Source organism: Gammaproteobacteria bacterium (assembly GCA_014075255.1).
In the GTDB taxonomy this organism is placed as follows: Bacteria; Pseudomonadota; Gammaproteobacteria; order UBA4575; family UBA4575; genus JABDMD01.
The window spans coordinates 1338937-1365512 of record CP046178.1 but is presented as its reverse complement, the minus strand read 5'-3'; the positions used below and the strand labels follow the sequence as shown (position 1 = coordinate 1365512).

The window sequence follows — 26576 nt, the reverse complement described above, 5'->3', positions numbered from 1 at the left end:
TAGTGTCTTTATAGGTGGCGTCGATATACGTTCATATAAGCTGTTTCCATTATTGCTACAGAACAGGTTTGTGCTACCCACTCAAATCCGCTTAAGCCCATGTTTAAAGCTAACTCTGGATTAAGGAGAAAGTGCTCTAGTTGTTTTGCTAGTGCACTTGAATTGCCGTGCTGTACTAATAAGCCATTTATTCCTGCTTTTACAATTTCTGGGTTACCGCCCACGTCTGTAGCAACGATAGGCAATGCGGCTGCGCAAGCCTCGAGAATTGCAATAGAAAAGCCTTCTGTTGCAGATGATACAGCATAAATGTCAAATCCAGACATAAGTTCTCGCGCGTCAGATCTGTCGCCTAGAAGAAATACTTTATTCTCTAGTCTGTTATTGGAAATTGCTTGTTCTATATTTTTTCGCTCGGGACCTTCCCCAAGTATTACTAAAATGGTATTAAGGCTATTGTCAATTTTTGCGAAGGACTCAACAAGTAATGGAAAGTCTTTTGCTGGCGATAAACGACCAACGCTCCCAATAACATTTACATTTTTATTAAAACCTAATTTTTTGAATGCTATCTGCTGTTCGATTTTGTCTGGCGGTTCATTGTTAACGTGAATTCCATTATAGATAACAGTAGAGTTGAATTCAGATAATACCTTAGCATTTAAGAATGCTTTTTTTGCAGATTCAGAAACACAAACACAAAGTTCAGTGAAAAACATACTAAGCTTAAATAGTCGCTCCACCATTCTACCTTGGGTCGCTCCATTCCCGTGTCTCGTGTTGATTTGACATTTTATATGGCTGCCTAGTTTTGCGGCCACTCCGTAGTAATTTGCAACTGCATTGTGTGTATGGAGAATACTGATATTGTTACTTTTTAAAATTTTTCTAAGTTTTATTATCGCTTTAACGTCTATTGCCGACTTCTTGTTGCAGTTATATATAGTTATATCTTTCTCTCTAGCTTCCATGGCTAGTGCACCTTCTTCATTTAAGCAAATTATGCATACGTCCAATCCATTTTTTACTTGTTGGGCCGCAAGGTCTACAACAACACGTTCTTGCCCACCACGGTTTAGGCTAACAATTAAATGAGATATTTTCATTTACGAAAGATTATTTTAGAAATAGAATATATAGAAGTGGCAGAAATACTAAACTCAAGATATTTCATAATCAATTTCATTTATGACAGTTGGTATATTTATAGTGTTCCAAATAATTGAACTATTACAATAAAATGATAAATAACTAGTTATTTGATATTGTGGCTACACTTAGGAAGGGCTAGCTCTAAAGCAAATACTCTTTTGGTGTTGGGTGGCTTAGAAAATTAATAGGGCTTGCAGATAACGCGTATGCGCCAGATTGAAATATAGCAAATAAATCGCCTACCTCGCACATGCTGATATGTACTTCATCAGCAAGAATATCTAAGGGCGTACATAGTTTTCCAACTATGTTTACAGTTTCCTTGCTGGGTGAATTGATTTTATTCGCAATACAAACTGGAAAATTCTTTCTATTTTTCTGGCCTAAATTCCCTGAAGCTGCAAGATGATGATGCATGCCGCCATTTGTGATTAAGAAAGTTTTGCCTCTTGAGGTTTTTTTATCAACAACTTTGCATAAATAAATTCCTGACTCACCGACAATAAAGCGCCCTAATTCAATTATAGGCGATATCGGTTTTATAAAATTATTATTTTTGAGTGATGGAATTAAATTATCTAAATTCTTAGCTATTGGTTCCAAGTCTAGAGGAGTGTGGTATGGAAAATAGGGAATGCCAAAGCCTCCTCCTAAATTTATGGTTTTTATAGGATTCTTGCATAGAGTACAAAATTCATTTATGAGTTCTATGGCTTTGTTCTGGGAATAGATAATTGCTTTAGCATCAAGAATTTGTGATCCGCTGTACACATGGAAACCATGCAAATCAATGCACGAATCATTTAACCATTTAAAAAGATCTGGAATATTTTCAGCATCGATTCCAAACTGGCTTGAACCGCTTGCCATTTTCATTCCAGCACGCTTCTGTGTGAATGTTGGATTCACGCGAATTAACACAGAGGGTTTGAGCATTCTATCCATGCCAATTTCATCAAGTCTATATAATTCTAGGCTTGATTCTGCACTGATTAAGATATTATTTTTAACTGCAATCTCAAGTTCTTCATAACTTTTTCCTGGTCCTGTAAGGCAGATGTTTGTGCTTGCAATGCCTGTTGAAAGTGCAATTTTCATTTCGGCTAGTGATGAAACTTCAAGACCATCAACGTAATCTTTGATAAATGAAATTAGATCTAGATTCGGATTAGCTTTGATCGAGTAATGCACTCTCACAGCAGCAGGGAGTGTGTCTCTTAATAGTTGAATTTTTTTTCTTATTATTTCTTTAGAATAAATGTATGCAGGTAAAGTAATTCCTGAACAAATGTGATCGTTTAAGGTTTTATCCGCAATGCATAAACAATCATCACGAATTTCGAAATAATCTAATGGGTTGTATGTCATCAAGTTGTTAGGGGTGGCTCAGTATAGTTAAAATATTATATCTTGAGATTAGCTTAAATTAGCTGATTTATCTGTGTATATTTAATGAGTTATGTAATAAATTTAGTAATCTATATAAGCATATCGAGAATGTTGAAAGGGTTCACTGTATTGAGTTATAGGAAAGTGTACATTTAGTAGGTGTATAGAAGATATCGCTAGCAATTTCAATACGTTCGTAAAAAATTTGTGTCTATCAGGGTCTGTGGGAATAAGGTTTGAGAATATGGGGAGTCAATTAATTGTGGATAAAGAGGTGCCGTTATGTGTAGATTTAGATGGCACATTGATCAAAACAGACCTGTTATTAGAATCTATAATACAACTTGTAAAGCGTAATCCTTTTTATTTAATTATTTCGATTGGTTGGTTATTAAAAGGTAAAGCTTATTTCAAGTCAGAGGTTGCTAAGCAGATAAACATATTACCTGCATCGCTCCCATATAATACAGAAATAGTTGAGTATATAAAGAAGGATAATCGCCATCTATTACTCGTTACTGGAAGTAATATTAAATTTGCTGAATGTGTGGCAGAGCATCTGGGTATTTTTGATGAAGTGATTGCATCAGATGCAATTACTAATGTAACAAAGTCTAATAAATTAAAAATTTTAGTAAATCGATTTGGTCAAAAAGGGTTTGATTATATCGGCAATGATAGGGATGACTGGAGTGTGTGGCCAGCTGCGCGCCGAGTACTAGTCGTAGCTAAGGAAGGTGGTTTTCTAAAGAAAACACGCAATAAATTTACTATAGATGAAGAATTCCTGTTGCCGAAAATATCTTTCCGTAGCTTTATAAAAGCCATTCGCGCACACCAATGGGTTAAAAACCTACTTATATTTGTTCCGTTTCTTTTGGAACATAGTTACAACGATCTGCAATCATTCTTAATTGTGGCACTTGGCTTTGTTAGTATGAGTTTGCTTGCATCACTTACTTACATAGTAAATGATTTGTTAGATTTGGAAGCAGATCGAACTAATAAAGTTAAGCGCTTACGTGCCTTTGCATCAGGCCTAATTTCTGTAAAGCAAGCATTGCTTATAATGACTGCTCTAGTGCTGCTTGTCTTTATGATAGCCGCCCAGTTACCTATGTTGTTTCAGTTGATATTGTGTGCTTACTTTTTGTCGACATTGTCTTACTCTTTTTTATTTAAACGTGTCGCAATATTAGACGTTTGTGTTTTGGCTTCACTTTATACGCTTAGAATAGTCGGTGGCAGTGTTGTGATAAATGCAGAGTGGTCATTTTGGTTGCTTGCATTTTCAATGTTTTTCTTTTTAAGTCTCGCCTTGGCTAAGCGGGTATCTGAGCTAGAAAATATAAAACAAGAGCAGGGGTTATTTCCAGTTGGACGAGGGTATCAAGTAGTTGATCTTCCAATGCTGACTAGTACCGGAGTGTCTTCAGGGCTTCTTTCAATTTTAGTTGTTGCATTATATATAAATAGTGAAAAAGTTGAACAAATGTATCAGTACCCGCAAATTTTATGGCTAATTTGTCCTTTGTTGTTGTATTGGATAGGTAGAGTATGGATGATAACTGCGCGTGGTAAAATGCATGAAGACCCTATACTTTTTGCAATTCGTGATCGTGTAAGTATGTTCACTGCTGCTATTGCAGGTTTAGTTGTGATTGGTGCAGTGTTCTTGCCAAAGCTATTTTCATGAGCACCTATCGAAGTTGGGGCTATTGTCCGAAAACTAAGCAACAGGCGGTTAGACCAGGTTGGAGAGATTTCGCACTTGACTCATATGACGGCTCTCTTTTGCCGTATGGAAATGGCCGTAGTTATGGCGACTCATGCCTCAACTCGGCGGGACAGGTAGTCGATGGACGCTCTCTCAATAAGTTTATCTCCTTTGATGCTGAGCATGGCGTACTACGTTGTGAAGCAGGAATTACATTTAAAGATATATTAGAGGTAATTGTTCCGCATGGTTGGTTTTTACCTGTCACACCTGGGACAAAATACGTCACTGTAGGGGGTGCTGTTGCAAATGATGTGCACGGCAAAAACCATCATCGAGATGGTACTTTGGGTCGACATATTCTGGCTTTTGAATTACTACGTTCGAATGGTGCTAGATTATCATGTAGCCCAGGTAGCAATGCAGAATTATTTAATGCCACTATAGGAGGCTTGGGACTTACTGGATTTATAAGTTGGGTGGAAATAAAGCTGATTTCCATAAAGTCTCCTTACCTTGAGGTCGAAACAATTACATTTAAAGGGCTAACTGAATTTTATGAGCTGTCTGAGCAATCACATGAAAAATATCAATACACTGTCGCTTGGTTAGATTGTGTGTCTGGGGGAGAAAATTTTGCACGTGGTGCATTTATGCGCGCAAATCATTCTGATGAAGTAAAACGGCATGAGGAGAAGCCTGTTAGACGACACCTTGCTGTGCCATTAAACTTGCCAGCATGGGTAATTAACAAGTATTCAATAGGGGTTTTTAATGCTGTTTACTATAGTCAGCAAAAAAAAGTCTCAAATCGAAATGCTACTAAGTATTACGATTCCTTTTTTTATCCTCTAGATGGTATAAAAAACTGGAATAGAATTTATGGGAAAGATGGATTTTATCAATATCAATTTGTAGTACCGAAGGCTGCCACAAAAGTGTTGGAAGAGATGCTGAGAAAAATTATTTTATCTGGCCTAGGTTCATTTCTTGCAGTGTTGAAAGAGTTTGGCGATATGAAATCTCCCGGAATGTTGTCATTCCCCAAGCCAGGAATATGTTTAGCGCTAGATTTTTCTAACAGAGGCCAATATACATTACAGGTGCTAGATGAGCTTGATGATCTTGTGATGAGTGCAGGTGGCGCTGTGTATCCTGCTAAAGATAATAGGATGTCCAGTAAAGCTTTCAAAACTTACTATCCTGCGTGTGACAAATTTGCAGCATTTATTGATCCGCGATTTACTTCTAATTTTTGGAAACGTGTTTACGATGCAAAATAATACTGATGCAATTCTAATTTTTGGTGCAACATCGGCCGTGGCGCAAGTATTAGCAAAACTACATGCGCAGGCTGGAGATCCTTTGCTGCTTATTGCAAGAAATCAAGAACGATTAGAAAGTATTGCAGCAGATCTTCGCGCCCGCTCCACTCAACCTGTTAAATGCATCAATACGGACTTGGCGTTGGTGGATCAACACCCTAATTTGATGCAGGATATAGCAGAACAGTTTGGCGGTATAAGTAAGTACTATTTTTTTTATGGAGTACTGCCTGATCAGAAAGCCTGTGAAGGTTCATGGGATCTAGCCTACGATGCACTAAACACAAATTTTCTAAGCAAAGCTTCGTTATTGACTTATGTTGCAAACAAGGTTGAGAAAGAAACTAACCGGAGCTTAATAATTGTTTCGTCTGTAGCAGGTGATCGTGGTCGACAATCAAACTATATATATGGTGCAAGTAAAGGTGCATTAAGTATGTTTGTGCAAGGATTGAGAAATCGATTGCAGAAAGCGGACTGTTCGGTAACTACAATCAAGCCAGGTTTTATCGATACACCTATGACAAAAGAATTTGATAAGAACATTCTTTGGGCGACGCCTGAGCAGGTTGCCAATGATATCTTTAAGGCTTCTATGAAGGGTCGAGATGTAATATACAGCCCATGGTTTTGGCGTTATATAATGTTTATTATCAGGTGTATTCCTGAAGGCATTTTCAAAAAACTAAGTCTTTAGTCATATATTTAAGGATTATATTACGCATGAGCAGCTTTATACCGCTGATACTTTTTACAGTACTGACAAATTTCGCATCACAAATCTTGCTAAAAAAAGGCATGACGATGATCGATAAATTTGAAGTATCAATTTCTGGATTTATATCATCAGCTACTGATATTATTTTTAATTGGTATGTTATTACTGGTTTGTTGGTAATGGTTATTAGTATGGCATCGCATCTGGTGGTTCTTTCGCGCGTTGAGATAAGTTATGCCTATCCTTTTTTAGGTTTATCGTTTGTGTTAGTAACAATGTGGGGATATTTAGTATTGCAAGAAGGTGTTAATTTCTGGCGTATACTCGGTGTGCTGTTGATTTGTGCGGGCGTTGCTGTGGTTGCGCGCACTTAGTAATTGTAGTTAATAAGGAATTGTTTGTAATATGAAACATATAATATTTGGCGGTGATGGATTTCTAGGGACTGAGTTGACTAAAAAGTTATGTGCGCGGAATGAGAATGTACTTATCTGTGACAGAAAACAAACTTTGTCGTCCGGAATTTACGAAAGCGAGTTCGTGACGTACTTAAAGATGAATGTTATCAATAAAGAAACGTTTCAAGAGATTAAGGTTGAGGAAGGTGATGTTGTTTATCACTTTGCAGCTGAATTATTAGTGCCCATCATAAAAAGAGCAAAACGAAAAGAATACTTTTGGCAGGCGCTATATGTAGGCACTCAAAATGTTTTTGATTTTATGCAAGAGCATGGCTTGCGTAATCTTATTTATTACACAACAGATATGGTGTATGGACATACCCTTGAAGATCCGCGTTTTGAGTCGCACCCAAGAGCACCATTAGGCCCTTATGGGGAAGCTAAATATCAAACTGAATTGCTTTGTGAAAAATATCGCACAAAAGGTTTCAATATTCCTATATTTAGACCGCGCTTAATAATTGGTCCTGGTCGCTTAGGCATATTAGAAAAGTTATTCAAACTTATAGATAAGAATCTTCCTGTCCCCACTATTGGTAACGGCAAGAATTATTATCAATTTATTTCTGTTAGTGACTGTGCAGATGCTTGTTTGTGTGCTGTTGAAGCGGGATTTCCTAATGAGGAATATAATCTTGGTTCACTTAATCCACCAACTGTTAATCAACTACTTGGGACGTTAATTAAAACTGCTGGAAGTAAGTCGTTCTTAATTCCGACGCCTGCTCCTATTGTTAAGTTTGTTCTTGAAATATTTGATCGCATTAATTTTCCGATAATGGATCCGGAGCAGTATTTAATTGCAGACGAAACATGTGTGCTAGATGTTAGTAAAGGCGAGCGAGAGCTTAATTGGGTACCAAAAGATGGTGATATCGATATGTTACTAGCAGCGTATAGGGACTACAAGAAGGGTTCTAATCAATCACTCTAAGAGGGCTGAAGCAGTAGCTCAGCTAAATTGTTTTGAAACGTGTAGAAATCTGGGATGGTTGGCGAGGAATTGCGATTAGTTTTCTGCTAATTGGGCATTTTTTTGATATCGAATGGATTTGGGAAGATCGCTTAGGTGTAGATATCTTCTTCGTCCTTTCTGGAATGCTGATGAGCAAAATCTTATTCGAGAAGCGGTTAAATTTAAAGGATTTTTATATTCGACGCTTCAGTCGTATTTTGCCTGTTTTATTTTTGTTTGTATTTGTTGTCTATATATTTGAAACAATCGTAGGTCATGAATATTTAACACGAGAAATATTTGCTAATTTAACCTTTATTAGAACGTATTATCCAAGCGTTCCTCATATTTGGGATGTTAATACTCCGACCGGGCATTTGTGGTCGTTGAATGTGGAAGAACACGCTTATGTATTAATGAGTGTTATGACTGTTATATTTCTACGCAATAAATTAGCCGCTACATGTTTAGTTATGCTTGGATTTTTATCTATTGCAATTTGTTTTTACAAATATTTAAATTTGGAGAATTCAGGTTTGGAGAATTCAGTTGAGGTGTTTCGTATACGAACAGAGTGTGCAATCAGCTTCATATTTTTGTCTGCAGGATATAATTTAATTAAAAATAGTTTGGCATTGCGGGTGCATGCAATCATCCCTTTTTTAACATTTGGAGCAGTGATTTTATGCTACATAGTAAAACCTGTACCAGGATGGCTAAGTTTTTCGCTAGCCCCAATATTGCTCGCATTCACAGTTAATCACTTAGAGGATACATCTGGACTGTTTCGCAACTTATTGAGTTTAAAGTATTTGCGCTTACTTGGTGTTTGGTCGTACTCAATTTACCTATGGCAGCAGCTTTTTTATCAATATAGTTATAAATTACCAGGCGGAGAATTATCTGGTTTCATTCTGTCGATTATAGTAGGTGCAATATCATTTCATCTCTATGAAAATCCTGTTCGATCATGGATTAATAAGCGCTTTACAAATAAATCTTATACTTTGCAGCAAAGATAATTTAGATGGAAATCAAGAGTAAATCACAGAGCATTTCGTCATTTAATAATATGTTAAATAAGCTTTGTTATATTTTCATTATTTTTTCAAGTTTATTTTTCTTTTTAGTCTGTATGAATTCACAAGATCAAAATTGGGACATGTTGGGATATGCGGCTTCTGCGTTGACCTTGGATAACCAAGAGCCTGAGATCGTGCATGAATACTTGTATAGAGAACTACAGAATTATGTGTCCGAGGAGGACTTTGAGAAGCTAACTAAAAAAGATAGTTATAGAAAATTAATGAGTGAGGATTCGGATGCTTTTAATCAACAAATTCCTTATTATAAAATTAGAATTGTCTTTGTAGGATTAATTTTTATTTTAGTAAGTTTAGGCGTTAATATATTTACCGCTGGCCACGTGATTACGGCAGCTGCAGCAGCATTGGGGCTAGTTGTATTTTTTCACGCGTATCGTAATGAAATCAAACCTGTATTTTTCAGAGCGCTATTGCCTTTGCTATTCGTACTAACTGGGGTGATTGATGCAGGGCAGAAGACTTCTGCCGATTCTTTAGCATATTGTTGGCTTGGCTTGATTTGTTACGCGTTTATTAGAAAGCATTGGGCAGTTTTCCCCCTGTTAGTACTTTCAGTATTGATACGTACGGATATGGTGATATTTGTATTGCTTGTTCTTACATATTATTTTGCAATCAAACCTGAATGGCGAGTGCAGGCTTGTGTGTCAGTTGCAGCAACAGCCGTTTTATATTTTGGTGTGAATGAATTGGTTGGGAATTATGGTTGGAGTACGGTATTTTACTTCGTTTTTATCAGCGATATGCTTGCCGCACATCCATTAGAATTCTCAAATTTAGGCGTGAGTCTGCAGCAATATTTTACCGTAGTTTTAAGAAATAGCATTAAAGTTGTTAATGAAGATAGGTTTTGGGTGTTTGTTCTAAATGTTTTGCTGCAACTTATTCTATTTTTTCGTATGAAGAATTTTAAATCACTTAATAAAAAAACTATTATTGAATTAATGGAGAATCCAGTAACTGCTCTTACGATGATTTCTTGTGGGTATATAGCTATTCATTATCTGTTATTTCCAGTGCTGTGGTCGAGATTCTTTATAGGTCAATATATGATTGCTGCATTGGGGTTAATCTATATTTTAACTCGTTTGATTGAAAGAGACACAGCAAGCTACGAAAGAATTGATACCACATAATTCTATTAATTAAAGTTTAAGGAGATTGTCTATAGAGGTTTAGATTCTCAGCTTATAATTAGGGAATTTCGTATCGAAAGCAGGTACTTAGTCATTCATTCAACTTCAAGCTTAAGTGTAGTTGTTATGTACAAAAGCTCAATAACCTACTGATGAATAGTGAGTTATCCATACGTCTAATGACAGATTTAGTGAACTACGTCACGAGATAGTAAATCTATTAAATTCAAGGTTTTACACGATATTAGAAGTTGGTATACTCTGCACAGAGAAGAGGTTCAGTATTATTCAGTTTTACTAGGGAGAGTTAACTATGATTAAGAAGTTTTTTGTAATATGCGTACTGGGATTTGTTTTTCTTCCAGTTAACGCATGGGCGCTTGCCAAAATTAAATACGATATTTACAGCCCAGGTTACGGCTATAGCCAAATACATGGTAATACTAGTATCAAAAAGTTATCAGGCACTCTAACTGGATACTGGGATGATACTGTTGGTAAATTTTCTCAGGTACAAGGCTGGTTAAAAGGTCGGTATGGTCGTGTTGATTTTTCTGGTGGCTATCTAAACTTCGATGGCAGTGGTTCGCTTTATGGCACTGTAACAAAGTATGGTTACTCTGGTATATCAACATATAAGGGCGGTTTCCACTTTGCAGACGCTGGATGGTATGGCGGATACTACAACAATGTTGTGACTGAAGATTATTTAAAAATATGGGGTGGTGGTAAATTTTGGAAATCATTCACACCTTACTATGGTGATTGGGTCTACAACAGTAAATACAAAAAATGGCTTGGGGCAGATCTATATGGTCATGGAACGAAAGTGCCAGAGCCTGCAACATTGGGCTTAATGGGATTAGGCTTACTTGGATTAGGTTTGGTTCGCCGTAAGAAGCAAAAAAATATATAAAACTAATATGTTATTTGAAAAAGCCCACTTGTTAGTGGGCTTTTTTTTGTCTGATTGCTAAGGTGGCATTAACCAAACTGCAGAAAAACTAAAGCATAAAGGCGTATTTCAGTTTGTGATAGCACTAATCCGTTTAGTGTGATCATATTTGTTTCTGAGCAGTCTGCAATATGATTTTTTATTATTGCTTGAATGCAAGGTTCAGCTTGTTCTACTTTTGTATATGGAATGTCGCCCCATAGTTTTGATTTCAGTAAGGATTCATTTGATTCTTTGGGCTGTAGACGCAGATATTGTTTCCCTATGAAAGCAGCATCGCTTAAATTTGGACAGCATTCTTGAAATATCTTATTGAGTACTGGTGATGGTGAAACAGGCGAAATCTGCGGAATTGAGTGTGAATACTTCGCAACACAAGGAAAAGATAATCCGCTTGCAATTGTGAATATAATATTACGTCTATAACGATTCATTTGGGTTTAAATTGGTTATTGAATCTTTAGATGATCAGCTAATTTTATAGACAATGCTACTATTGTTAAGGTTGGATTGCAGTAGCCTGAGGTCGGGAAAACAGAACTTCCTGCTATATATAAATTGTTAACTCCGTGTACTCGACAGTCTGCATCGACAACGCCTTTAGATTGCGATTCGCTCATGCGCGTAGTTCCTATGTGATGCCAATTACCTAACGGACCTGGCGGCCAGCCGGATTCTGGGTCCATTGCGCCTACAACTCGACCTATTCCGAGTCGTGCTAATTCCGCCCCTAATAATTCGTGTCCACGTGCAATACTTCTTATATCGAGATCTTGCAATTGCCAATCAAGACGAAGTTTGCGTTGTCCAAGAATATCTATGTCGTCAGTTAGAGTAACGCGACTATCTGGATTCGGGGCCTGTTCTATCTCATTTATAAGTGAGAAGACTTGATAATCTGACGAATCCGAGAAAGTATCGTGTAGTACTTTGGCTGCAAGCTCATCAATATTGGCTATTGCTCTTCCTATGCGAGAGTGCCAGCTATCATTTTCCATCGGCTTTGTTATCAGCCATTTGAGATTTGCGCCTGGTTCTACAACCAGACTTAAGTTAATAATCTTCTCCTTTCGTTGGGTCTCAGGTGTAAATGCTATAAAGCCTTGTACATTGGTTTTTTGGCCCTTGGAAGAGGATGCAATAGTTTTGCCATACTCGTAGAAAGCTGAGCTTAAGCTGGGTATTGTAGAAACAATCCCTGCAGCAGCAAACCAGGTGTGATTCATATAATAGCGACCTACATTATCGTTATTATTACCCAAGCCATTTTTATGAATATTATTAGAAAGTAGAAGAATTCTTGGGTTATCAAGCCCGCTGGCCGCCAATACGAATTGTTTTGCTTTTATTGAGAATGCTTTCCCATCAATTGGGCGAACCGTTATATCATTTATGTTTTCGCCGGTTTTGTTAGCATTTATAGTGGTTACATTTGAATTTAGAAAAACTCGAATATTATTTGCCGCAAATAGTTCTTCACGATAGACTTCGCCAAATCTTGTGGGCGGGCTATGCTGGACCAATCGATTAATGATTCGTGATTGAATTTCATTTGAGTTAGATTTTTCTTGCCCAAAGTTCCATGGTTCGTTGGATAGGGACTCCCATTCTTCCGGTAAGTATTTATATGGGCCAATTTGCATTATTTTTTGAGCGCGAACGTAGTAAGGTTTCAATGTATCAAATCCGTATGGCCAACCACTATCTGGTACCCAATCACGTTTTTCAAAATCGATAGGCTCCATTGGTCGGCACCAGCCTGTCCAGTGGCCTGTAGTACCACCAAATGCTCTTAGCCTTGTTGTTTCAAGTGGAAAATATTCATGACCAACATTTTCGCCACTCGCTAGACCTTGGTTTTCTTGAGTAACTGTCAGCCCTCCGCTTTCTACTAAACAGATATCTTTTCCGGAAGAAATAAGCTCTTTTGCGATAGTAATTCCTGCAGCACCAGCACCAATAATACAAATATCTGTTTCAAAAATATTTGTTTCCCCAGTTAAACGGCCATCAATCTGCATCTAAATTATCCTAACTCTTTTTATTTGGTAAATTTGTATTAAATATTAGCATATAAAGTCAAGTATTTTAGAGTGAGTAATTTATAGAGTCAGATGTTTGTAATAATAGGGTGATTAATATTTTAAAAAGAAAGCAGAGTGAAATGATAAATATGCTTTCATGAAAGTGTATTTGCATATGTGATTATTCTATGTAGGCAGCGATATACTTGCATGGAATGATGCTTGCGTCTCGGAATGAGCAGAGCCCTCGTCTGGTCTGAAATTGAAGTAGTATAATAAGCACTAGACTAAGAGCTAATATCTCAGTATTAGCCCACTAGAATATATATAGAAAAGAATTCAATGCAATCATTTGTAACATGATTTGTATTTCTTGATATTATTCACTCTAGATTACACGTAATAAAATTTAAACAAGTATGGTTATGTTAGACATATTGCAAATATTCTTCTTAGTATCAAATGGATAAAAAATCACTTTCAGAATTGAGGCAAGAAATTGATGCTGTAGATCGAAAATTGCTCGATTTTATTAGCGAGCGGGCAAAGTTGGCTCAGGAGGTTGCACAAGTAAAAGCAGAATCGGGAGAAGGCAATGCGTTTTACCGACCTGATCGTGAAGCGAGTGTGCTAAAGAGAGTGCTTGAGTATAACAACGGCCCACTTTCAAATGAGGAGATGGCTAGGCTTATTCGCGAAGTGATGTCCGCGTGTTTGGCGCTAGAGCAAAGATTGCAAGTAGCGTTTTTAGGCCCATCGGGCACATTTACCGAAGAAGCAGCATACAAGCACTTCGGGCATTCAATTCAAACACTCGCAACCAATAACATAGACGACGTGTTTCGCGAAGTGGAATCAGATAATGCTAATTATGGCGTAGTGCCAATAGAGAACTCTACTCAAGGAATTGTGAACAGTACTTTAGATATGTTTTTAGAATCTACCTTAAGTATTGTAGGTGAGGTGGAGATGCGAGTGCATCAACATTTATTAAGTAATGTGGAAAAACTTTCTGACATAGAAGTTTTATATTCACATCAGCAATCTTTGGCGCAATGTAAAAAATGGCTAGAGACGAATTTGCCGGGTGTTAAACGCGTGCCAGTGAGTAGTAATGCCGATGCGGCAAAGCGTGCGGCAAATGAGGAAAATGCAGCTGCTATTGCTAGTGAAACTGCAGCTTCTGTTTACAGTTTAACGATACAGAATAAAAAAATCGAAGATTCTCCGGATAACACCACTCGATTTTTAATCATTGGTAAGCAAGAAGTAGGGCCTACGGATGATGATAAAACCACTTTATTGATTTCTGCACGCAACAAGTCCGGCGCGCTCTATAGTTTATTGCAGCCACTCGCGAAAAATAATGTAAGCATGACGAGAATCGAGTCAAGACCTTCACATTGTGTGAATTGGGAATATGTTTTCTTTCTAGATCTTGAGGGACATATTAAAAGTGACACTATTAAAAATTGTGTAGCAGAATTAAAAACAGAGGCAGACTTACTTAAGGTGCTTGGTTCATATCCCCGTGCAGTATTATAAATCTCGGTACTATAAAGTTATAGTTTTCTCTTTAACATCGTTTTTTTAATAAATTATGTTTAACAAAGTATACCTTGTTGGTGTGGGCCTGATTAATGCCTCGCTGGCTAAAGATTTGAAGCAACACAATCTTGCGCGATCGATTGTGGGTGTGGGTAGAGATGCACAAAGATTGGCTGCAGCACAAGCGTTAAACATTATTGATGAATATCAGTTGTTGCAAGATGTTGATGTTTCCGATGCAGATATTATTGTGGTGGGTGTGCCGGTAGGGAAAATTAAAGATACTTTTTCTATTTTAAAACCCAGCTTAAATGCTAAAACACTATTAACGGATGTTGGCAGTAGTAAAGCAGATATTGTCCAAGCGGCTTTAGATGTTTTTGGCGAGCTACCGATTAATTTTGTTCCCGGGCACCCCATTGCTGGGGGTGAGCAGAGTGGTTTTGAGCACGCTGTGGAGCAGTTATATAAAAATAGGAAAGTGATTCTGACTCCAACAGAGGAAACTGCTGCATCTGCTAGCGATGCAATTACTAAAATGTGGGAGGGAGTAGGCGCCAATGTGGATTTTATGTCTGCAAGCCAGCATGATGCTATTTTATCAGCTACCAGCCATTTGCCGCACATGGTGGCCTACAATTTGGTGAATTATTTGGGTCAACGAGAGGATGCGGAGAGTATATTTAATTACGCAGCAGGTGGATTTTATGATTTTACGCGTATTGCATCTAGTGACCCAACCATGTGGGCAGATATTTGTGTGGCAAATAAAGATGAAATTATTAATTCCATCGATGGTTTTATTAATTGTTTGGCAGAATTAAAACAAAAGATAGCTATGCAGGATGGCAAAGCTATCCATGCGTCTTTCGATCAAGCGAAACAGCTGCGCGATAAAAATATGAACAACAAAAACTCTAATAAATAGGGTAGTTCATCTAACCAGTTTTAGAATAATATCCTATGGGATCTGCAAATTTTCATTTAGAGCCAAACGCGATGTGCAGTGGCGATATGCAGGTACCTGGCGACAAATCGATTTCGCACCGTGCCGTTATGTTTGCCTCGCTGGCTGAAGGTGTTAGCGATGTGATTGGATTTTTGTCGTCCACAGATTGTGAAGCAACGCTAACTGCATTCCAAAACATGGGTGTGCAGATCGAACGCATTGGCGACACGCATGTGCGCATAGAAGGTGTGGGTCTAAAAGGTTTGCGTGCACCAAATAAAGTGCTCGACATGGGGAATTCTGGTACTGCGATGCGATTATTGGCAGGTATTTTAAGTGGGCAAAATTTTACATCTACCTTAATAGGTGATCACTCACTTTCATCACGGCCCATGCAACGTATTCAAACACCTTTAAAGAGAATGGGTGCAAACATTGCTAGTGAAGAAGGCTATACGCCACCTTTAGTGATGCAGCCATCAAGGGTGTTGTCAGGAATTGAGTACTTGCTTCCCGTTCCCAGTGCGCAGGTAAAGTCATGCGTGTTATTGGCAGGATTGTATGCACAAGGGAGAACATGTGTCGAAGAAAATACTCCTACACGTGACCATACTGAAAGAATGTTGCAAACGTTTTCCTACCCTGTCGAGTTAAATGATCAAAGTGCTTGTGTCATGGGAGGTGGAAAGTTATCTGCTTGTGAAATCGAAATTCCGGGCGATATTTCTTCCGCAGCTTTTTTAATTGTTGGTGCATTGATTTCTGATAAGGCTATGTTGACTATACGTAATGTTGGAGTTAATCCTACTCGTGATGGAGTGATTAAAATACTGCAGTTAATGGGAGCGAATATTCAGGTTACTAATCAGCGAAATATGGGTAAGGAGCCGGTTGCAGATCTAATTGTTCAAAGTAGTGCACTGCATGGAATTAAAATTCCTCATTCGCTAATTGCTAATTCAATTGATGAATTTCCAATTATATTTATTGCAGCCGCTTGCGCCCAAGGTGTAACTACCTTAGTTGGTGCAGAAGAATTGCGGGTAAAAGAGTCAGATCGAATTGCTGTCATGGCAAACGGTCTGAAAATGCTGGGCATAAGTGTTAATGAAAATCCGGATGGATTGGTGATTACAGGTGGGCAATTTCAAGGTGGTGAAATTGATAGTGGAGGTGATCATCGTGTCGCCATGGCGTTTGCTATGGCCTCAATAAAAGCGAATGCTGTTATAACAGTTCTAGATACAGAAAATGTTATGACCTCTTTCCCCAATTTTGTTGACACGGTCTCTGATCTCGGCCTCAATATTTCTCAACGTTAAACTCCTTAAATCACCATGACCGAAAACTCTATACCTGTAATCACCATCGATGGTCCTGCAGGCTCTGGTAAAGGTACGATTGCCAGACAAGTTGCGTCTACTCTGAAATACCATTATTTGGATAGTGGCGCTATGTATCGGGTATTGAGTTTGCTGAGCCAGCAAAAAGAGATAGAAGTAGATGACATACAGGGCCTGGTGTCTTTATGCGCGGAAATGAATGTTAGGTTTGGCTTTGATGCTCAAAACATGAGCGCTCAGACACAAGCAAATGATCAGCAAGAGAATGTACCCGTATTCTTGAATGAGTATGAGGTATCAGGCGAATTACGTACTGAGGATTGTGCAAGCAGAGCCTCTGAGTTGGCGTCTTTGCAACAAGTGCGGGCTGCTTTGCTAGAAAAGCAGCATTCTTTTAGACAATTACCAGGTTTGGTAGCAGAGGGGCGAGATATGGGTACGGTGGTTTTCCCGGATGCTGAGCGTAAAATATTCCTCACTGCTAGCCCACATGAGAGGGCACTGAGAAGGCAGAAACAGTTGAAGAAACAAGGCATTAGTGCTAGCCTTGGGCCCCTTTTGAAAGAGATAGAGACGCGAGATTCTAGGGATCAAAATCGCAATGTCTCTCCATTACGTCCTGCCGATGACGCTTTACTTGTGGATTCGACGAATTTATCAATTCAGCAAGCTGTAGATCGAATTGCTGAAATTGTTCGTGGCGGGCATTAACCGATCCCTAAAAATAATAGGAATTGAAATAAGATTACTATGAGTGAAAGTTTTGCAGAGCTCTTTGAAGAGAGCGTAATCAATTTAAATACAACTGTAGGCGCCATTATTAGTGGCACTGTTGTAGATATTAATAAAGATGCCGTAATTGTATATGCCGGTCTAAAATCAGAAGGCATCATCCCAATTGACCAATTCAAGGTTACTGATGGTGTTCTAGAAGTAGAAGTAGGCGATACCGTTGAAGTTGCATTGGACATGCTTGAAGATGGTTATGGCGAAACTAAACTTTCACGTGAAAAAGCTCGACGTGCCAAAGCATGGACCGAGTTAGAAACCGTTCACGAGTCTGGTGAAACGGTTACCGGAACGATTACAGGTAAGGTTAAAGGTGGATTCACAGTTGAGCTAGGTGATCTTCGTGCCTTTTTACCTGGGTCATTAGTCGATGTGCGTCCAGTACGCGACACTTCATACCTAGAAGGTAAAGAACTTGAATTCAAAGTAATTAAAATCGATCTTAAGCGTAATAACGTGGTGGTATCACGTCGTGCAGTAGTTGAATCTGAATACAGCGCAGAACGTGAAGAACTCATAGAGGCATTGAAAGAAGGTGCTGTTGTTAAAGGTATCGTTAAGAACTTAACGGATTACGGTGCGTTCTTAGATCTTGGTGGGGTAGATGGTTTATTGCATATCACTGATATGGCATGGAAGCGTGTTAAGCATCCTTCGGAAATTGTCGCTATTGGTGATGAAATCGAAGTGCGTGTACTTAAGTTTGATAAAGAAAAGACTCGAGTATCACTTGGGCTCAAGCAGCTTGATGATGACCCATGGAGAGACATTGATCGTCGTTATCCTGAAAACACTCGCATCTTTGGAAAGGTTACTAATATTGCAGATTATGGTTGCTTTGTTGAAATTGAAGAAGGTATCGAAGGCTTGGTTCACGTTTCTGAGATGGACTGGACTAATAAGAATGTAAATCCTGCAAAGATGGTATCGTTGGGTGATGAAGTTGAAGTGATGATTCTAGATATCGATGAAGAGCGTCGTAGAATTTCACTAGGCATGAAACAGTGTAAATCGAACCCATGGGACGACTTTGCAACCAGTCATGATAAAGGTAGTGAAGTGACGGGTACTATCAAATCCATCACTGATTTTGGAATTTTCGTTGGCCTTGATGGCGGTATTGATGGTCTAGTTCATCTATCAGATTTGTCATGGAGCGATACTGGTGAGGAAGCTGTACGCAGCTACAAGAAAGGTGATGAACTACGTGCCATGGTGCTTTCTGTAGATGCTGAACGTGAGCGTATCTCGTTAGGCGTTAAGCAAATGGAGAAAGATCCATTCTCAGGCTTCTTTGCAGAGCATCCAAAGGGAAGTATCATTACTGGTAAGGTGTTGGAGATAGATGCTAAGGCAGCCATTATTGATTTAGGTGATGGGGTCGAAGGTGTATTAAAAGCGTCTGAAATCGCACGAGATCGCGTTGAAGATGCGCGCACCGTGCTAAAAGAAGGTGATGAGGTCGAAGCTAAGTTTATTGGAGTAGATAAGAAATCTAGAACTATAAATTTATCGATCAAGGCAAAAGACTATCAAGAAGAATCAGCAGCAGTTCAGGAATACAGTAGTAATGAATCAGCTTCTATGAGTCTTGGTGATATTTTGAAGGAATCGATTGAAGATAGTAATGGCGATTCTACTGAATAATTAATAATAATTAACTACAAACGAATTAAGTAACGGTCCAAAATAGGAGTAACTCATGAACATACATGATGAAAAAAACATGATTACTAAGTCGGAGCTTATTGAAAAGATATCATTAAAACAAAATCATCTTGCTCATAAAGATATAGAACTATCGATTAAAAGTATTATTGAGCAAATGAGCACGTCATTGTCACAAGGTGACCGTATAGAAATACGTGGTTTCGGTAGTTTTTCGTTACACTTTCGGCCGCCGCGTATCGGTCGTAACCCAAAAACAGGTGATGCTGTGTCACTACCTGGGAAGCATGTGCCTCATTTTAAACCTGGTAAAGAACTACGCGAACGTGTCAACAAAAGTTTAACCGACGATTAGGTTTTATTGCATTAAACCTGTGGTAGGTTTGTACGTGGTTCAATTCTAAATGGCACGTTTTTCACTCTTCATTTTTTTCCTCGCGTTAATTCTTTTATTTTTCGTATTTACACTAGAAAATCTTGATCTGGTTTCCTTGAATTTAGTCATTCAAAGCTATCAAGTACCTCTCGGTTTAACGATGTTGGTATGTTTTGTGTTGGGAGCATTAATTGGAATATTATTTAGCATAAGCATAATTCTAAAGAACAAAAATAAAGCTAGAACATTAGCTAAAAAAGTAACTGTTGCAGAACAAGAGGTTGCTAATCTTCGTCAACTTCCCATCAAGAGTTCTCATTAATGCCGGAAATATATTGGTTACTGCTGCTTTTAGCGGGAGTTGCGGGTTGGTTTCTAGCGCAAATATTTTATAAAAATCGTTCAAAGCCAAAAATACCTGGTGAATATTTAAAAGGTTTAAACTATCTATTAAATGAACAGCCAGATAAAGCGCTTGAAGTATTTATTGATTTGGTTGATGTCGATACGGAAACGGTGGAAACGCATTTGGTGTTAGGCAATATGTTTCGTCGTAGAGGTGAAGTGGATAGAGCCATTCGCATTCATCAAAATTTAATCGCCAGACCAACTCTAGAAGTAATCGATAAGTCTACTGCACTACTGGAGTTAGCTAAAGACTACCTCAAAGCAGGTCTGCTAGATCGAGCTGAGTCCTTATTAAACGATGTTATAGAAATTGGGCTGCAAACTGATGAAGCATACCCATTATTGCTTGGTTTGTATGAGCAAGAAAAAGAATGGAGTATGGCGATTGAGACCACTAAAAAGTTAGAAAAGGTACAAGGTAAAAAATTGAATCACATTACTGCGCACTATTATTGTGAGCTTAGTGAGATGGCTTTAGAAAACAGCGGTAATGATGAAAATGAAGCTAAGAAACTAGCTAAAAAAGCACTTTCCTATGATAATAATTGCGCGCGCGCTAGTGTGTTGTTGGGTCATATTGCTATGCATGAGGAAAATTTTAAATCTGCAATAAAGTCTTATGTTGCTGTAGCAAAACAAAAACCTGAATATTTGCCAGAAGTTTTTATGAAACTGCGAGAAGCTTTTTTACATCAGGGTGATCGCCAAGGGTTTAAGCAGTTTCTTCGTAGTATTAATGATACTAATTTAAGCGCGTTAACGTTAAGCAGTTTACTTGAGGAGTTAAGAGAAGACGATGTTGATAAAAAAATTATTTTAGACTGGTTGTTAGAAAAGTCTGAGTTGTCTCTGCTTGAGGTAAATGGATTTCTAAAAAGTAAAAATTATGAACATGAATCTATAAGTGAAATGGGATTGGTGAAAATTCAGAAAAGTGTTGAGCAATTTATTAGTAATCGCAGTACACACCAATGTAAACAATGTGGGTTTCATGGGAAATTATTATATTGGCAATGCCCAAGTTGCCATTCTTGGGGGACTGTTGTACCCGTTATGCCTAGTTTAAATTAACAAAGTTTGGATATAAGGAAATATACATCTACTTGTTATGACTGAAGATAGTCCAATCATCGTTGCTCTTGATTATCCTAATGCTAAGTTAGCAAATGATTTTTTGCTGCGCATACAAGGACAGCCGTGTAAATTAAAAGTAGGTCTTGAATTATTTATCGCAGAAGGGCCGAAATTTGTTGAACAGTTAAGTGCCAAAGGCCACCAAGTTTTTTTGGACTTAAAGCTCCACGATATCCCAAATACCGTAGCTTCGGCATGTAAGTCGGCTTCTAACTTAGGGGTGTGGATGATGACGTTGCATGCTTTGGGTGGCGCTACTATGATGAGAGCTGCTTATGACGCAATGTCTGCAACGCCATCATCTCAAGCAACTAAGTTAGTTGCGGTCACGGTGTTGACGTCAATAGATCAACAACAATTAAATAGTATAGGTATTCAACAAACTCCTAGCGAATGCGTTATGACACTCGCTGAGTTAGCGATAGCCGCTAAATTGGATGGCATGGTGTGTTCCGCTCATGAGGTGGCCATAATTAGAGCAAAGTGGGGAAAGCAACCGATGCTGGTTACACCTGGAATACGCATGCAAAATGATCAGGCAAATGATCAAAGCAGAATTGCATCCCCTCAGCAAGCTCGCATATTTGGTGCGAATTACATTGTTGTAGGTAGGCCTATTACAGCAGCGAGTGATCCTATTATGGTTATGAATCAATATCTTGAAGACTGGTCCTCGAGTATTTAGATGTAAAAATAAATCCTCAGAAAGAATTGTAATTTTTAGCTAACCTAGATAAATTAAATAAGACAAATAAATATAAACCATAGTTAGATAGATTCTAACTACCACTAAAATTGTGCAATGTCGGGTGGGTCGAATGTTGCGATTATTGTTACTCTCTTTTGTTATTCTATTTATGTCTGTTGTCTATGCAGAGCCTGTCAATATTAATGTTGCAAGTGCGGTTGAGCTAGCAGAAAACTTAAAGGGTGTTGGACCTAAAAAAGCTATGGCTATAATCGAATATAGAGAAGCAAATGGGCCTTTCTATGCAGCGGAAGAGTTAGCTAATGTAAAAGGAATTGGTCCAAAAACCTTAGAGAAAAATAAAGAGGATATCTTAGTGCGGTAATTGTTACTCTTTGTCGCTCAATCGCGAAGCTCTAAGAATAAAGCATTGCTTTGATGTTTTATTAACCAAAATATTAGTTTTCTAATTCAGAATAAAAATAGACTAATACACATGAAAAGTATACGTAAAGCAGTATTCCCAGTTGCGGGGCTGGGCACGAGATTTCTTCCAGCTACTAAAGCTAATCCAAAAGAAATGCTACCAGTGGTTGATAAACCATTGATTCAATATGCAGCGGAAGAAGCCGTAGCAGCAGGAATTGACACATTAATATTTATAACAGGCCGCCATAAACGTTCAATTGAAGATCACTTTGATAAAGCATATGAGTTAGAAACAGAGCTTATGGCTGATGGTAAAGAAACCATGTTGGATCTGGTACAGAATATTCTTCCTAAGAATGTAAATTGTATTTACATTAGACAATCTGAGCCTCTTGGTTTGGGTCATGCAGTGCTATGTGCAAAACCTGTTGTAGGTGATGAGCCATTTGCTGTAGTGCTTGCGGATGATCTCATTGATGATGGTGGTAGTGGTTGCCTTTCACAAATGTTGGATGTATATGAGAAAGAGCGTTGTGGTGTAGTAGGTGCGCAGGTAGTAGCAAAAGAAGATGTAAAAAACTATGGTGTTATTAGTGGCCAACAAGTTAAAGATAATCTGTGGGATGTAGAAACAATTGTTGAAAAACCAAATCCAAAAGATGCTCCATCTAATGTGGCAGTGGTGGGTCGCTATTTATTAGAGCCCTCGATATTTGATATTCTAGAAAAAACTCGTGAAGGTGCAGGTGGGGAGATCCAACTTACCGATGCATTGGCAAAACAAGCTAAAACTGAAAAACTTATAGCGTATAAGTTTACTGGTAAGCGCTACGACTGTGGAAGTAAGTTGGGGTACCTGGAAGCTACGGTTGAATATGCCCTTCGCCATGAACAGATCGGCAAGTCTTTCAAAAAATATATAGATGGTATTTAAATTATTAGTGAGTAATAAAATAATATTAATTCATAATCTATACTCAAGATCTGATTATTGCTTCTATATTTAAAATTTAATTTAAAAGTTTTCAGATAGTTACCAAGATATGCTAATCATATATATGAATTTATTGGAATTTTTATCGCAAAAATTTTATATCATAAATAAATATTCTCGTCTTTTTCGTTTGTATAAATAGCGCTCACAGTTTTACCACTCGTCTTAATTTCATAACCTTTGGTCAAATGCCAAAGGAAAATAAATTTCTTTAAATTTATATTTGTGACCTAGTTCACAAAAAATTATCACCTTGATTCAGTTCATTACATAGATTGCAAACAATCTAAGAATCAACAATCAAAATAATATATGCATAAATTTAATTTACGCGTTTGATTTTATGGGCTTACTGATACTGCTAATGAAGGCCTATCAGCAAAATTAATTTCACTAACACCAGGCGAGTTGGATTTATGTGTTCCAATAAAAGTTTATTTATATCTAGAATATTTCTTTGTCTTTTCATATCTGTTTTATTAGTTAGCTGCGGTGGCGGTGGCGGTAGTGATTCTCCAGTATCTGCATCATCAGCATCTTCACCATCAGCACCTACACCATCAGCACCTACACCATCAGCACCTACACCATCTGCACCTACGCCATCTACACCAACACCAACACCATCTACACCTACACCATCTGCACCTAGGCCATCTGCACCAAAAACAGATCCACTAGATTTGCCCGGTTCAGATTTAGATCCTCCTGTGACACCTACTACCAATGATGTTCCTTTGTTGACTCCGGAGAGAAGAGATCTAATCATTCAATCGGCATTGAACGATCCAACACGTTATTCAAAACTAGTAGAACTTGCGCGCGCCTATACAGTTGATGGACGCAAGGCATATGAAAATTCAAGTTTATTCCCAGGGATAGTATTGCCACTGGTATTGTTCGGAAACAACGCAATCGCAGTGCCAAGTGGTGTTGCTGGAAATTGGAAAGATGTTGTTAGACCTATGCTTATCGATGAAATTGTTAAACATAATTTTAATGATCGAAATAGTTTTAGACAACATGCTGCAGATTTTATGTATTCTTATCTTTGGTTGGATGCATATTATCCAGTAATATTTAGCTCATCTGACAGACAAAAAATACTATCTGTATTTACAAAATGGGCGAATCATTTAAATACTGAGTATGCAAATAATTTCTTACCGGATGATACTGATGAGGGCACCTCATGGTTGGAAATTTCTGAATTACTAACTCGAACAGAAAAGGGTTCAGTATTAGCAAACATTACAAACGTGCGTAATGAACTTCGTGATAATTGGATGAATGCAAAATTAGTTGCACCCAATAAAGGTACCATGGCTGGAGGATTTTGGAACGAAGCTACCAGTTATACTGCTAATACAGCTCGATTTTATGCTAGATGGAGAGCTGTAGCTAATCAGACAGGTCAGCCAAATCCTGATCCTAATTGGTCAAATAAATTCGCGCTACTTACTGCTTTACTGCATATATCCGATGAGTCAGGTGTATGGCTCTGGAATGATCATCAAGATCAAAGCGCTAACGGAAATTACGCAGCGGATTACCCTATTACACAGCCTATAACGAGCCACCGGATGCATTATTTTACTGAAAATGCTTTATTGGATACTACCGGTTCAGCCGCGCATAAAGCTTTATTATATTTTATGGAAAATGCGGCGACACAAAACATTAGTAATGTGGGGTCTAACTGGAATGGATACCAGCAAGCAATGTATACGAACTCTTTTGTGGATTCCATACCAAATTCACTAATTTCAATTCCAAATTTACCAACATTTATAAATACAGGTGATAAAGGAGTTTTTGCAGCGCGCAAAGATTGGAATTATGGCGCACCACAGTTTTTCTATAATCAGCAACAAATGGGGCAGCAAGATCATGTCGGTCAGGGAATGTACTATGAAATTTGGCATGGCGGTAAGCCAATTACACATCAGTCTGCAGCGTCGTCATTACATAATAAGAGGAATTCAATTAATACAGTTTATATTGAGAATTATGGTTCTGGTCGTGGGCCAGATGTTGTTACAGGGTTTTTCCCTGGTTCTCAAGGGCCTCGCTTGCAGAAGGTGGAAGGGCCTAAGCATCTAGCCCATTATTCTGATAATAATTATTGTGTTGTGATGTCCGAAGGCAAAAAACGATATTGGGATAATACTTCTTATCAACAACAAACGAATTTTTTGCGTCAATGGACAAGATCCATTATAAATTTTTGGGACGGCCTGACGATTGTATACGACCATTTGAAATTAGATCCAACCGATATTGATGATATAAACAAGCGTTATAACACTTCTTATTCAAGTTATACGCGAAAGTCGATGAAAGTAACTAGAATGACGAGTGTTCCCCGTGCTCCAGTTAATGGTTGGTATACTTCAACTGGGCATAATAAAACAGGGCACTACAAACCATTAAATCCTGTTAGGGTATCTGAAAAAATTATTAATGAACAAAAAGATGCGCCCTTTGCGAGTTCTCCGAATAGCGATTTTTATTCCAACAATAAAATAGCGCATTTGCAGGAAAGCATTTCTGCAAATGATGTTCAATTTCTTGGTGTGCATGCTTGGGGAGATGCAGGTGTGGCGGCTCCAAGAGATGAAAATGTAACGGTTAGTGCTGGTAACGCAATTGGACATGCGTTCTTACATAACAACAAATGGAAAGTAGTATTGTTTAACACTAATCCTGAAATCCCACTTAAGGATAACGTAGTTTTAAAATTAGGAAATGGTATTCCGTTATCAGGAATTACAATTTATGCTGTAGGTTGGGATAAGGCTACATCTTTTTCTGCCAGTATTGCGAGTAGTGCAGCTAGAGAGATCAGAATTACTTCTGGAAACGGAGTACGCCCAAATAGTGGTCAAGTACTTCAAATTGCACTGTAATAAATGTGTCTACCTTTTTTATTAAAATTATTCTTTTGACTAAAATTACTTACTAGAGCTTTACCTAGTCACTGAGTAAGAATGCCTTTATTGGGGTCTACTAATATCAGGCATGCCTCTTTCCGCCGTCCAGGCCTATATAGTTATGAGCCCACTTAATATAAGTTTATTTACTTATATTTCTGCTTTGTAGTATGCGTTGGCAGGCTGACGTCTGTTACTCTTAAAAAACATACTAATCCAGTAAATTTCCAAGAGTCTAAATAGTAAGGCTGAAAGTAACTAGTTAGAGGCATTTTGTGCTGAAAATTAGCTCAATCTTACAAAGTCCGCACGCGATTTTAAATTTAAAATGAGTGTGAATTATAATAAGACCAATGTAAGTAATTAAATGTTGAAGTTG

25 protein-coding genes are annotated in these 26576 nt (G+C 38.0%); 20 read left to right on the top strand and 5 right to left on the bottom strand.

What is annotated here, in order from left to right:
* Window positions 1-8: 8 nt before the first annotated feature.
* Window positions 9-1106 carry a glycosyltransferase gene (locus tag GKR92_06985; GenBank protein ID QMU61452.1) on the bottom strand — a complete coding sequence of 366 codons (1098 nt, stop codon included), beginning with the start codon at window positions 1104-1106 and terminating at the stop codon, window positions 9-11.
* Window positions 1107-1293: 187 nt separating this feature from the next.
* On the bottom strand, window positions 1294-2520 hold the full coding sequence (locus GKR92_06980; GenBank protein ID QMU61451.1) for a pyridoxal-dependent decarboxylase, exosortase A system-associated: 1227 nt from the start codon (window positions 2518-2520) through the stop codon (window positions 1294-1296).
* Window positions 2521-2785: 265 nt separating this feature from the next.
* Here GKR92_06980 and GKR92_06975 point away from each other — a divergent pair, with 265 nt between their 5' ends.
* The 8 genes from GKR92_06975 to GKR92_06940 all read left to right on the top strand — a co-directional run bounded on the left by GKR92_06975 (window position 2786) and on the right by GKR92_06940 (window position 10875).
* Window positions 2786-4237 carry a UbiA family prenyltransferase gene (locus tag GKR92_06975; protein QMU61450.1) on the top strand — a complete coding sequence of 484 codons (1452 nt, stop codon included), beginning with the start codon at window positions 2786-2788 and terminating at the stop codon, window positions 4235-4237.
* The gene (locus GKR92_06970) at window positions 4234-5541 is read left to right on the top strand and encodes an FAD-binding protein (protein ID QMU61449.1); all 1308 of its coding nucleotides are present in this window, start codon (window positions 4234-4236) and stop codon (window positions 5539-5541) included. Before GKR92_06975 ends, GKR92_06970 begins: the two co-directional genes overlap by 4 nt.
* Window positions 5531-6280, top strand: a complete 750-nt coding sequence (locus GKR92_06965) for an SDR family oxidoreductase (protein ID QMU61448.1) — start codon at window positions 5531-5533, stop codon at window positions 6278-6280. Before GKR92_06970 ends, GKR92_06965 begins: the two co-directional genes overlap by 11 nt.
* A gap of 26 nt (window positions 6281-6306) precedes the next feature.
* Entirely contained in the window at window positions 6307-6675 is a 369-nt protein-coding gene (locus GKR92_06960) for an EamA family transporter (protein QMU61447.1), read from the top strand.
* A gap of 31 nt (window positions 6676-6706) precedes the next feature.
* Entirely contained in the window at window positions 6707-7696 is a 990-nt protein-coding gene (locus GKR92_06955; GenBank protein ID QMU61446.1) for an NAD-dependent epimerase/dehydratase family protein, read from the top strand.
* Between the two features lie 26 nt (window positions 7697-7722).
* Window positions 7723-8739, top strand: coding sequence for an acyltransferase family protein (locus GKR92_06950; protein QMU61445.1), 1017 nt, complete (start codon window positions 7723-7725; stop codon window positions 8737-8739).
* A gap of 5 nt (window positions 8740-8744) precedes the next feature.
* The gene (locus GKR92_06945; protein QMU61444.1) at window positions 8745-9959 is read left to right on the top strand and encodes a hypothetical protein; all 1215 of its coding nucleotides are present in this window, start codon (window positions 8745-8747) and stop codon (window positions 9957-9959) included.
* 313 nt (window positions 9960-10272) lie between these two features.
* Window positions 10273-10875, top strand: coding sequence for a PEP-CTERM sorting domain-containing protein (locus GKR92_06940; GenBank protein QMU61443.1), 603 nt, complete (start codon window positions 10273-10275; stop codon window positions 10873-10875).
* Between the two features lie 68 nt (window positions 10876-10943).
* Here the strand turns inward: GKR92_06940 and GKR92_06935 are convergent, their stop codons facing one another.
* Together GKR92_06935 and GKR92_06930 are read right to left on the bottom strand one after the other, a co-directional pair.
* Window positions 10944-11348: a hypothetical protein gene (locus GKR92_06935; GenBank protein QMU61442.1), complete on the bottom strand. Its 405-nt coding sequence runs from the start codon at window positions 11346-11348 to the stop codon at window positions 10944-10946.
* A 15-nt stretch (window positions 11349-11363) separates the two neighbouring features.
* On the bottom strand, window positions 11364-12935 hold the full coding sequence (locus tag GKR92_06930; protein ID QMU61441.1) for an FAD-dependent oxidoreductase: 1572 nt from the start codon (window positions 12933-12935) through the stop codon (window positions 11364-11366).
* 465 nt (window positions 12936-13400) lie between these two features.
* On the opposite strand from GKR92_06930, the gene pheA reads away from it, so the two are divergent.
* From pheA to galU, 11 genes are all read left to right on the top strand, one after another.
* Window positions 13401-14483, top strand: a complete 1083-nt coding sequence (pheA, locus tag GKR92_06925; protein ID QMU61440.1) for a prephenate dehydratase — start codon at window positions 13401-13403, stop codon at window positions 14481-14483.
* 55 nt (window positions 14484-14538) lie between these two features.
* On the top strand, window positions 14539-15414 hold the full coding sequence (locus tag GKR92_06920) for a prephenate dehydrogenase/arogenate dehydrogenase family protein (GenBank protein ID QMU61439.1): 876 nt from the start codon (window positions 14539-14541) through the stop codon (window positions 15412-15414).
* Between the two features lie 35 nt (window positions 15415-15449).
* On the top strand, window positions 15450-16757 hold the full coding sequence (aroA, locus tag GKR92_06915; protein ID QMU61438.1) for a 3-phosphoshikimate 1-carboxyvinyltransferase: 1308 nt from the start codon (window positions 15450-15452) through the stop codon (window positions 16755-16757).
* A gap of 15 nt (window positions 16758-16772) precedes the next feature.
* Entirely contained in the window at window positions 16773-17489 is a 717-nt protein-coding gene (locus GKR92_06910; GenBank protein ID QMU61437.1) for a (d)CMP kinase, read from the top strand.
* A gap of 39 nt (window positions 17490-17528) precedes the next feature.
* Window positions 17529-19214, top strand: coding sequence for a 30S ribosomal protein S1 (gene rpsA, locus GKR92_06905; GenBank protein ID QMU61436.1), 1686 nt, complete (start codon window positions 17529-17531; stop codon window positions 19212-19214).
* Between the two features lie 82 nt (window positions 19215-19296).
* The gene (locus tag GKR92_06900; protein ID QMU62736.1) at window positions 19297-19590 is read left to right on the top strand and encodes an integration host factor subunit beta; all 294 of its coding nucleotides are present in this window, start codon (window positions 19297-19299) and stop codon (window positions 19588-19590) included.
* 49 nt (window positions 19591-19639) lie between these two features.
* Complete coding sequence (locus tag GKR92_06895; GenBank protein ID QMU61435.1) at window positions 19640-19933, top strand: DUF1049 domain-containing protein; 294 nt, start codon at window positions 19640-19642, stop codon at window positions 19931-19933.
* Window positions 19933-21090, top strand: a complete 1158-nt coding sequence (lapB, locus tag GKR92_06890) for a lipopolysaccharide assembly protein LapB (GenBank protein ID QMU61434.1) — start codon at window positions 19933-19935, stop codon at window positions 21088-21090. Before GKR92_06895 ends, lapB begins: the two co-directional genes overlap by 1 nt.
* A gap of 37 nt (window positions 21091-21127) precedes the next feature.
* Window positions 21128-21838: an orotidine-5'-phosphate decarboxylase gene (gene pyrF / locus GKR92_06885; GenBank protein ID QMU61433.1), complete on the top strand. Its 711-nt coding sequence runs from the start codon at window positions 21128-21130 to the stop codon at window positions 21836-21838.
* 133 nt (window positions 21839-21971) lie between these two features.
* On the top strand, window positions 21972-22226 hold the full coding sequence (locus tag GKR92_06880; protein QMU61432.1) for a helix-hairpin-helix domain-containing protein: 255 nt from the start codon (window positions 21972-21974) through the stop codon (window positions 22224-22226).
* Between the two features lie 111 nt (window positions 22227-22337).
* Entirely contained in the window at window positions 22338-23204 is an 867-nt protein-coding gene (gene galU / locus GKR92_06875; protein QMU61431.1) for a UTP--glucose-1-phosphate uridylyltransferase GalU, read from the top strand.
* Window positions 23205-23625: 421 nt separating this feature from the next.
* On the opposite strand, the gene GKR92_06870 is transcribed toward galU, so the two are convergent.
* The gene (locus tag GKR92_06870; GenBank protein ID QMU61430.1) at window positions 23626-23991 is read right to left on the bottom strand and encodes a hypothetical protein; all 366 of its coding nucleotides are present in this window, start codon (window positions 23989-23991) and stop codon (window positions 23626-23628) included.
* Here GKR92_06870 and GKR92_06865 point away from each other — a divergent pair.
* Window positions 23975-26173: a hypothetical protein gene (locus tag GKR92_06865; protein QMU61429.1), complete on the top strand. Its 2199-nt coding sequence runs from the start codon at window positions 23975-23977 to the stop codon at window positions 26171-26173. The two genes, GKR92_06870 and GKR92_06865, sit on opposite strands and share 17 nt — an antisense overlap.
* Window positions 26174-26576: the final 403 nt, after the last annotated feature.